Source organism: Sphingomonas sp. PP-CE-1G-424, from assembly GCF_004341085.1.
In the GTDB taxonomy this organism is placed as follows: domain Bacteria; phylum Pseudomonadota; class Alphaproteobacteria; order Sphingomonadales; family Sphingomonadaceae; genus Sphingomonas.
Genome location: NZ_SLXW01000019.1, coordinates 1 through 9,255, shown reverse-complemented (window position 1 = coordinate 9,255; position 9,255 = coordinate 1). Strand labels below are relative to the sequence as shown.

Sequence of the window (9,255 nt, the reverse complement as noted above, 5' to 3'; positions counted from 1 at the left end):
GGTTGGCACCCGCCGAGTTTACGAACCGCCCCCGCCAAGGGCATATGGACACCGAAGCTAAGTTATCAGCGGCCTGAAAATGGGGAGCAGGTCATTGGCTACGTGCCGCATTACCAAAAGAACCCGCGCTCTTGGGAGACCGGTCATGTGCCTCTACTCTCCGTTGCTCTCAGCATCGAATTTCGGGAATGGCCGGGATTGGTGGAAAGCCGCCATAGCCTGTAAGGCGGATCTTCAGCGATGGAGGCGGTGTGGACGATCAGTATACGGTGTTCCTAATCGGCGGTGATGACAACGAGAGGGCGGTTTTCTCGCTGAGAGACGAAGGTGATGACTGTCACCTCCGCTGCGAATACCGCGACAACGTCATAGAGCGTTCTGCGACGGATTACTTTCAGGCGCTATGCGATATTCGCGCTCGCTTGGCTGATGAAGGCCTCATCCCGTTCTGTTACGGGTCGAGCCTCAATGTATATCCATCCGGTATGGCGCGAGACATGGGGCAGGGACTGAAGGCCTATAAACTAACCTTGGGCGAACAGGTCAAGATGGCCGATTTAGTCAACATATTTGCCGAAGGCCCAGACGTAGTTCCTTCGTCTGTGGAGAGGCAGGAGCGGTTTTTCCGTGAGTGGATTGCGGCGCTTTGACCGTAATCTCGATGTCCGGCTCTGGGCGCTTTCTGCCGATCCCGCCTTTCCCGAAAAGGAAGGTCAAGTGGGGAATCCCCAGCTCAACGCCCCGAAAAGCACTGGTGTTGGGTGCCGTTTTCTCGAAATCTGTTCCCAAATCGATTTTCTCGAAATTGCCTAAACGACACGAGAAAACGGGAATCCTTAGCTGACCGGTTTTGGCGACGGCTGCTAGCGGATATGCTCCATCTTGAGCCCTTTGGCCTTTACCTTCTTCCACTCGCGATCTGCAGTGAGGGCGGGAACGCCAAGTAGGATCGCAAGCGCTAGACAGGAGCGATCACCAAGGCCGCGCCCAAATTCCTTCGTTTGAGTGTGCAGCTCAGCGGCCGCATACGCTGCCTCCACATCGTGAGGACGTACATCAAGACGAAGCTCGTCTAGGATCTCGCGGATGGTGGCTGCGTCCAAACCACCAAGCAGGAGTTCCTTGATAACCTCTTGCAGGTTGACGGCGGAAATCGCTGCTCGTCCGACGTGAGGTGTGACCTTGTCGGCGCCTGGTTCATCCCGAACCAGCGCCAGCACCGCAGATGCATCCATTACAACAGATGTCATGCCGGATCTCCGTGCCGGTCCGAATGTGAAGACTCGCCTGCCTCGGTGACGGCCTCTGCCTTTCGATCAGATAGGAAGTCGTCGATTGTTCGGGCTTGCTTGGCATGCTCTCGATAAAGCGCCTGAGCGCGAGAAACCCCGTGACCGATCGGCGACAGGCGGACCTGATCGTCCTCAACCGTCAAAATGACCTTCGCGTCTCCGTGAAGCCCCATCGCCTTGCGAACCGATGCTGGCAGAATCATCCGACCGTTACTGGCAACTTTAACGTCTATGGACTGCGTAGCCATCGCGGCGCTCCTCCTCAATGCTTCTGAATCGCCTATGCCACCTTAAGAGATGTGACACAATGCGAGCCCTGACATTGGGCCTAGCCTAACAGGCACCTATGTCAGTCTGGGTATACCCTGTCTGACTTTGTGAAATCGAACTGTACGATCAGGGTCGATTTCACAACTGAACAAATGCCATTTTCACACCCGAGCACGATAATCGAAGGCCAGCCTACGCCGGGCGAAGCAGGGTAGGTGAGAACTGTCTTCTCCTGTTCACGCGGGCGATCTCGAGCAACTGTCGTCAGCACGTTAAGGGCTGCAGGCTCAGCCCGCGGTTGTTCTGCACCATCAAGGCGCGATACCACGCATGATTAAAGACAAACGACGATCAAGGGCTGTTTGCCACCCGTCCACACGGTCGAGCCGCCAGTCACAAGCTACCATGCGACATACCAGCATCACGTCGTCGGCGGTAATATCGTTCCCGATCTGACCCGCGGCTTTCGCGGCCTGTAAAGGGGACTCGATAACGCCGACGATCTTGGCCTCGCTGACACCATCGTCCCTGTAGTCCGCCATATCGGGTAGCGCCGCTAAATACTTATCATATAGCATCATCATTTCGGCGAAGAGTCGGAGAAAATGAAGCGGGTCTGCAGCGGGGGCGGCAAGAACAATGACCATGGCATGAAGTTCGTGTTCGAGCACCGCCTCGTACAGGGCTGCACGGTCGGTGAAATGACGATAAAAGGTCCCGCGAGTTACCTTGGCGAGCTGGCAGATGCGCTCTACGGGGACATCACCGCCCTCGTCCTGCATCAGCTGCTTGCCCGCGGCTATCAGCTTCTCACGATTGGCTTCGGCGTCCCTACGCATTTGCAAACCTTTGTAATTGTGGAGGCCGCGTTGCAGGACCATGCCATCCAACACAGGTCGGCGCTCTCGGCGCCAAGCTGTATTGGATCCAGGCGGTTTATATCTGCCCGGTGGCGAGGTTTTCGACAGTTTACGTATGCTTGTTGTCCTTCACCTTTACCTCGTCGGGAATCATCACGATATTCGACGAAGCGTCATCGCCGGATGCATGCTTCACAAAAGCTGAAATACCTTTGTTCGTTCCCATCGTTTAATGCGCAGCTCCTGGAGGTAGCGCAGCCGTAGGCTTAGGTGCAAACCAGACGATGGTGGCAGCAACGACAAAAACAATCGCTGACAGCAGGAATAGGTGGTTGGTCGACACAGCCAATGCTTCTTGGTCAACAATCCGCTCGATCGCACTACGGACCTGATCGAGCGACATGCCAGTTGCCTCCAACCCTTCCTGTACAGGCCGGCTGTTCAGCCTGCCCGCCATCTCGCTGCGGGCGACCGTCGCCTGGCTGTTCCACATCGTCGCACCAATCGATGCGCCGAAGGCCCCCGCAACGGTCCGCAAGAAGCTCATGAGACCGGCAGCAGACGCAGTTTCCTCAACTTTCACCGAACCCAACGCCAATGTCGCCAATGGAATAAAGAAAAAGGCCGTAAAGAACCCCTGCACAAGTTGTGGGTTCGAGAGCGTCCAGAAGTCTGCGTCCGACGTCCAGCCAACCCTCATGTAAGCAGAAAAGCCGAGGCCCAGGAGGCCAATGCAGGCGAGCAGGCGTGCATCCTTGGTCTCGGTCATCTTGGCGACGATCGGTGACATGATAAGACTGCCTACGCCGATAAAAGCCGTGGCATAGCCGGCCCAGGTCGCTGTGTAGCCAAGGCTCTGCTGGAGCCATTGCGGCACAAGGACAATGCCGGCGAAGAATGCGGCGTAGCCGGCCGATTGGGCGGTTACCGCAGCAGTGAAGCCGCGATGGCGGAACACGCGAAGGTCGACAACCGGTTCGCGTTCCGTCAGCTCCCACGCGAGGAACATGACGAACCCGATCGCGGCGACGATCGCCAGGATGACGATGACGCGGTCATCGAACCAGTCGCGTTCGCGCCCGAGGTCGAGGATCAGCTGGAGGGCTCCGACCCACACGACGAGTAACGCCAAGCCGACCACGTCAAGACGCAGCCTACGGGTCGGCATAACGATGCTCGACAAGAACCGTTTTGCGCCGAACACAACAAAAAGACCGACTGGCACGTTGATGAAGAAGATCCAATTCCACGAGGCATTGTCGGAAATGATGCCGCCGAGAATAGGCCCGAGAATCGGGCCGATGACGGTTGTCACCGACCATATGCCCATCGCCGCACCTGTCTTCTCGCGCCCAAAAATGCGCAGCAGCAGCGTCTGGCTGAGCGGCATTAGAGGACCGCCGCAGAGGCCCTGTCCGATGCGTGCTACGATTAGCATGCCTAGACTGGTTGATATCCCGCACAGGACAGAGAAGGCTGTGAAGCCGACCATACCCCAGAAGAAAGTGCGTACCGCGCCGAAGCGTTGCGCAAGCCATCCGGTCAGTGGAACACAGATCGCTTCCGCAACGGCATAGGATGTGATGATCCAGATACCTTGTGACGGCGAGATGCCGAGGCTGCCTGCAATATGCGGCACCGACACGTTGGCGATCGTCGTGTCGAGCACGACCATGAAGTTGGCAAGGGCGAGTGTTATCGCCGCAAGGGCGAGCTGGCCACCCGCCAGGCGGCCCTCCTTCACATCCTCAGTCATCGTCACTCGTCCCCGAGGTTGACCTCGGCCTCCATAGACAGGCCGACCCGCAGAGGGTGTTGCGCCAATTCGCGAGGGTCGAGTGCAATTCGAACGGGCAGACGCTGGACGACCTTGATCCAGTTGCCGGTCGCGTTCTGCGCAGGAATCAAGGCAAATGACGATCCGGTACCTCCAGAGAACCCGACGACGCGGCCATGGTATTCGACGTCACCACCATACAGGTCCGACTTGAGAAGCACGCTCTGACCCGGCTTGACACGCGCAAGCTGCCCTTCCTTAAAGTTGGCATCGACGTACATATACGACGTTGGCACGATCATCATCGTCGTCGCGCCAGGCGCAATACGCTGTCCTACCTGGACCGCTCGCCGGGTGACGATCCCGTCGATCGGAGCACGTAGAATCGCTCGCTCTACATCGAGGCGCGCCTGATCGACCTTAGCTTGTGCAGCTAAAACGTCTGGTGATCGATCCGTAGACACGCCGCTTGTGAGAGCGATGTTGGCTGTATAGTCGTTCTGAGCTGCAGCCCGGGTCGATTGCGCCTGTGCGACCCCTGCGCGGGCTAGCGTGACTGCCGCTTGAGCATTCGCCAATCGATTGCTGGCGGCGGTGAGTTCGTCGCCCGAAACGGCACCACTGGCACTCAGCGTACGTCTGCGATCATAGTCGACTTTGGCCCGCACGGCATCCGCCTGCGAGGAGGTGAGCTGGGCGCGGGCGCGGGTGATCTCCGCATCGCGTGCGTTTACTTGCGCTCGTAAGCCGCCCCCGGTTGCACTCGTCTGCCGGAATCCGCGCTGAGCTTTCGCCAGTTCTGCCTCTGCTGAACTCAATGCGATCCGGCTATCCCGGTCATCCAGCTGTAGAAGAACCTGCCCACGACGAACCATTTGCGTATCGTTCACGGCGATCATCTTCACCTGACCACCAACCATCGGGGTCACCATCGCGGTGTCCGCGCCGACATAAGCGTTATCGGTCGAAACCTGTTTCCCGGCTACTACTACGTGCCAACCGCCATAGCCGGCAGCGCCGATCACCACGACAGCCGCGATACCAATGAACGCTTTCTTGCGCGCCGGGTTCGTGGCTTTCTTTTCGTTAGGGCCATCGTTCTCTTGGTGGTCCTGCGCGTCATGTTCGTTGTTAGCCACGGATATCATCCTTGAAGGGCAGCGGCATTAGCCGATGGAAGGGTGCAGTGGGCTCGAACCCACCTCCGAGCGCGCGAACGAGCGCGACATCGAGCGAGAAGGCTCGCGTAGTAAGATCGGCGGCGATGCGGCGGTTTTGGAGAACCGCCGTTTGGGCGGCGAGTACGTCGAGGTAGGTTGAGAGCCCGCCGCGATACCTCAACCGAGCAATCTCATAGGCCTGCTGCGAGGCGAGCAAGGCCGCCTGGGCATTTTGCAAGCGTCCGGTTAAAGCCGTACGGCTGACGGCGACATCCGCGACCTGCCGAAAGGCCTGGATCACTGCACCGTCGTAATCGGCAACCGCAGCATCATAATTCGCTCGCGAACCACGGTAGCGTGCGCGCAGTACTCCGCCGTCGAAGATTGGAAGTGTGATGGCGGGCGCAACGTTGCCGTAGGTCGATCCTGCCTTGAAGATGTTGCCGAAGCCCAATGCCTGAAGGCCAATCAGGCCTGTAAGGTTAAGCGAGGGATAAAAGGCGGTTCGTGCCGCCTTTATGCGTGCCGCAGCTGCTTCGACCCGTGCCATTGCGGCTCGGACGTCTGGCCGTCGAGCAAGCAGATCGGTCCGAATTCCAGTGGGTAGCCCGTAGCGTCCGCCTCTTGCGATGGGATCGACGATTGCCTCTCCGCGGCCGGGACCTTGTCCGGTTAATGCCGCCAACTGGTTCTTGACCAGAGCGATCGCCTCATCGGTCGCTCCAAGCTCCGCCTTCGCAGCGGGAACAGCACCCGTGGCCTGCTTGAGTTCGGCTTGCGTATCAAGTCCGTTGCTGACCCGGTCGGATACCAGTTGCTCCGTATCGCTCCGCACCTTGATCACGTCGATGGCGATCGCCCGCTCGGCGGAAAGCCGGATCAGTTCTGCGTAGGCATCAGCGATGCCCGTAGCGAGAACGAGCCGAGCTTGCGCCAATTCGATTGCGGACGCTTCCGCCTCGGATAAGGCTGCCCGTGCTGTGGCCCTGTTGCGTCCCCATGGGTCGATATCGAAGCCCGCCTGCAAGTTGGCGTTCCCAGTTTCATTCCAGCCCTTGGGCACAAACTGGCGTGGGATACCGGCATTGTAGCTCTGTTTGACAACCCCGGCCGAGCCCTGCCCTGCAAGCGTCGGCAAAAAGGCCGCGCCAGCTTCGCGCGCCACCGCATCTGCGGCTCGCAAGCGGGCGGACGCGGCTGCGAGGTCGGGAGCCCGGTCCAGACCTTCGGTGATGAGCGTTGACAGCTGCGGATCGCCGAACGCCTCCCACCACCGATCCGCTGGCCATACCGCGTTTTCGACTGGCATTGCGGGCTGTTCGACTTGCGCTGACGTGATCGGTGACGGCCGTCGACCGAGATTGGGAGCGGCGCACCCCGCGAGCGGAGATATGGCAATGGCCGCCATGAGGGTTATGGACGCTCTCACTGTCTTGATCCATGCGAGGACAGCCCCAGCAGCTTGGCCAGCATGGTGGCCCCTAACGGTACAAAGGGTAATGGCGCCGACCAGAACCGCGCCCCACAACCGGCGCTTTCTTCTGCGTTTTCAATAGGCAAGACAGGTTCTCCGTCGTGGCATGCGACGCAACCTGCGGAACCCGCACGAGCGCCACTAGCCACCAAGGGTGACAAATGACGCCGCGGCTATCGAGACTCTGTTACGAGTGCGGGGATACCAACCCGCCACCTCTTTCCGGCTGCTATGTCCTGCCATTCAGCTGGGCGCACGTCAAGCTATCCGTACACTGATGACCGCTTAGTTAGTTGCAGCGGGTAATTCACTGCGGCTGCTTGAACGCGAACGTTTTCGAAAGCTCGGTAAATGCTTAAAATTAAACGAGATTAAGCAACCAGCTCACCTCATTTCTAAGTCTTGCTGACAGCTAATAATCCCGTGCAATGGCATGCGTTCAGGGATATCCGGTGCTTTGGCTGTGCAGAGCAATCGCAACCGCCGTATCAATTTCGTCGGGGTTCCGCTTAGATCCTTCGTGCTTCGTCGATGGCTGAAGCGCGGTTGCGGTTCCTTACGCCCCACTCGCACAGTGGCAGCAGAGCCTCGATTAGTGTCATGCCGAACGGCGTGACGGCGTAATCGACCTTTGGCGGTACCTCACAATAATCGTGACGAACCAATACCTCTGCCGAAGCGAGTTCACGTAATTGCTGGATCAGAACTTTTTCGCTAATCCCCGCAACTGCCCGCTTGAGTTCGCTGAACCGCCTCGGGCCCGAGCGGAGATGATACAGGATCAGGGGCTTCCATTTGCCACCCATGGCAGCCAGCGCGACATCAAGGCCACAGCCATTTGCAAAGTCAGATTGGGGAGCGTTCATCGAGCCTGTTCAACACTTACCTTTAGGTAGGTTCTACCCGTGCCATCAGTGCGGGTCCATATCCTGGAAACGTGCGCGACGGGATCGATAACCCTTCCGGTCGCAACAATGGAGCTTGGACATGACAGACACCCCGACCATCCTGATCTATGCGACATATCGCACCCAATCCAGCGATGTGGAAGCGTTCCAGGATATCGCTTCGCGCATGGCGAGCGCTGCCAGGCTGCGGGACGGTTGCGTGTTTCTTGATGTTACGAAGGAAGTAGGGGCCGATGGCACGTTCCGCCTGATTGAAGCCTGGCGAGATCAGGCGGCGTTGAGCGCGCATCTCTCCGCGCCCGATTTCCAAGCGGTATTCGAAGAAGCTGGGAAACTCGGTATCGTCGACCGTCGGGCCGACTGCTATTCGATTTCGGGAAGAGCGGCGCTCGAAATGCTGTCCTGACCGGAATGACGGCCGCAAGGCTTTCCCGCAAACGAAGCCAGACTGTGAGAAAACCCGCCGGGCACGTTGCCCCTAACGTTCTGTTTAGTCGAAGCGGATTGGAGTGCGCTAAAATCCGGGTTTGATGCGGTACCGGCGCTGGAATGGCTCGATGGGAGCGTCTCGGTCATTGCGCCGGCGCAGTTGGCGGCGCAGATCAGGCCCTCACCGCCGGTATCATGCCCGGGATGCTGACGACGGTGATGGCTCGCCTGAGACTATAGGCGAGCGCGGTCAGGCTGAACTCAGCGCGCACCTTTTCCAACCCGCGCATCAGAAATGCGCCCTGGTTCATCCACTGATTGATCGAGCCGAACGGATGCTCGACCGTCTCCCGGCGGACGTCAAGAACGCCGGGCCTGGCCGCGACCCGCGTCGCCATGCGCTCAAGCACCGCCTCGTTTTCCAAACGATGAACGCGCCGCCAGCGACCGCTAGGGATCTCCATTTTCCCATAAACCGTTCCCGAAATCATTTTCTCAAATCATGATCGGCAGACGGAGTTACGGGAAAGCTGCGGCGGTCAAATAGGGTATATCCTAAATGGCACTCCGATTTTTAACTGTTCAATCAGGGTCCATTATTTAGTGGACAAACGTCATTGGCATACCCGTTTACGACAGCTGGTCTATCGACAAAACGTCCGCCAGCCTCGTTTCCTAGTCAGAAGTTTAGCCCTGCCCGAACGAACACTGACCGTCCGTTGAAGCCGAACGGCGAGATGGCGTTGTACGGCTGGGTACCGGCATTGTCGGAACCGTTCGTGCCGGCTGCGACGCTCGCTACGGTAGAGGCGAGGTTCTCGTCCGGATAGACGTCGAACAGGTTCTGCGCGCCGGCGTGACCTGCTCCCCGTTTTCAGGCCGCTGATAACTTAGCTTCGGTTTCCATATGCCCCTGGCGGGGGCGGTTCGTAAACTCGGCGGGAGCCATCCCGCCAAGACTGCTGTGCGGACGCACGGTGTTGTAGTCCTTCCGCCATGCCTCGATGATCCGTCTCGCCGCAGCCAGCGAGGGGAACAGGTGTTCGTTCAGACACTCGTCGCGCAAGCGACCATTGAACGATTCC

The 9,255-nt window shown here is 58.7% G+C and carries 12 protein-coding genes; 3 read left to right on the top strand and 9 right to left on the bottom strand.

Annotated features, from left to right (window positions below; translation table 11 throughout):
* The coding region (locus C8J43_RS22240) for a hypothetical protein (RefSeq protein ID WP_207893484.1) at positions 1-225 on the top strand (225 nt) is incomplete at its 5' end.
* A gap of 26 nt (positions 226-251) precedes the next feature.
* A complete protein-coding gene (locus C8J43_RS21505) occupies positions 252-650 on the top strand; it encodes a hypothetical protein (RefSeq protein ID WP_133032602.1) in 399 nt (132 codons plus the stop codon).
* Positions 651-863: 213 nt separating this feature from the next.
* Here the strand turns inward: C8J43_RS21505 and C8J43_RS21500 are convergent, their stop codons facing one another.
* The 7 genes from C8J43_RS21500 to C8J43_RS21470 all read right to left on the bottom strand — a co-directional run bounded on the left by C8J43_RS21500 (position 864) and on the right by C8J43_RS21470 (position 7,699).
* Complete coding sequence (locus tag C8J43_RS21500; protein ID WP_133032601.1) at positions 864-1,250, bottom strand: type II toxin-antitoxin system VapC family toxin; 387 nt, start codon at positions 1,248-1,250, stop codon at positions 864-866.
* The gene (locus C8J43_RS21495) at positions 1,247-1,540 is read right to left on the bottom strand and encodes an AbrB/MazE/SpoVT family DNA-binding domain-containing protein (protein WP_133032600.1); all 294 of its coding nucleotides are present in this window, start codon (positions 1,538-1,540) and stop codon (positions 1,247-1,249) included. The genes C8J43_RS21500 and C8J43_RS21495 overlap by 4 nt, the downstream gene beginning before the upstream one ends.
* Positions 1,541-1,873: 333 nt before the next feature.
* Entirely contained in the window at positions 1,874-2,455 is a 582-nt protein-coding gene (locus C8J43_RS21490) for a TetR/AcrR family transcriptional regulator (protein ID WP_207893483.1), read from the bottom strand.
* A gap of 196 nt (positions 2,456-2,651) precedes the next feature.
* On the bottom strand, positions 2,652-4,178 hold the full coding sequence (locus tag C8J43_RS21485; protein ID WP_133032598.1) for a DHA2 family efflux MFS transporter permease subunit: 1,527 nt from the start codon (positions 4,176-4,178) through the stop codon (positions 2,652-2,654).
* Positions 4,179-4,180: 2 nt separating this feature from the next.
* Entirely contained in the window at positions 4,181-5,347 is a 1,167-nt protein-coding gene (locus C8J43_RS21480; RefSeq protein ID WP_133032597.1) for an HlyD family efflux transporter periplasmic adaptor subunit, read from the bottom strand.
* Positions 5,331-6,767, bottom strand: a complete 1,437-nt coding sequence (locus C8J43_RS21475; RefSeq protein WP_133032596.1) for an efflux transporter outer membrane subunit — start codon at positions 6,765-6,767, stop codon at positions 5,331-5,333. The genes C8J43_RS21480 and C8J43_RS21475 overlap by 17 nt, the downstream gene beginning before the upstream one ends.
* A 575-nt stretch (positions 6,768-7,342) precedes the next feature.
* Positions 7,343-7,699: a helix-turn-helix domain-containing protein gene (locus tag C8J43_RS21470; RefSeq protein ID WP_133032595.1), complete on the bottom strand. Its 357-nt coding sequence runs from the start codon at positions 7,697-7,699 to the stop codon at positions 7,343-7,345.
* 121 nt (positions 7,700-7,820) lie between these two features.
* Here C8J43_RS21470 and C8J43_RS21465 point away from each other — a divergent pair, with 121 nt between their 5' ends.
* A complete protein-coding gene (locus C8J43_RS21465; protein WP_133032594.1) occupies positions 7,821-8,147 on the top strand; it encodes a putative quinol monooxygenase in 327 nt (108 codons plus the stop codon).
* Between the two features lie 196 nt (positions 8,148-8,343).
* On the opposite strand, the gene C8J43_RS21460 is transcribed toward C8J43_RS21465, so the two are convergent.
* Both C8J43_RS21460 and C8J43_RS21455 read right to left on the bottom strand, forming a co-directional pair.
* The gene (locus tag C8J43_RS21460; protein WP_207893482.1) at positions 8,344-8,661 is read right to left on the bottom strand and encodes a transposase; all 318 of its coding nucleotides are present in this window, start codon (positions 8,659-8,661) and stop codon (positions 8,344-8,346) included.
* 383 nt (positions 8,662-9,044) lie between these two features.
* A partial coding sequence (locus C8J43_RS21455; protein ID WP_243645734.1) for a transposase occupies positions 9,045-9,255 on the bottom strand: 211 nt, incomplete at its 5' end.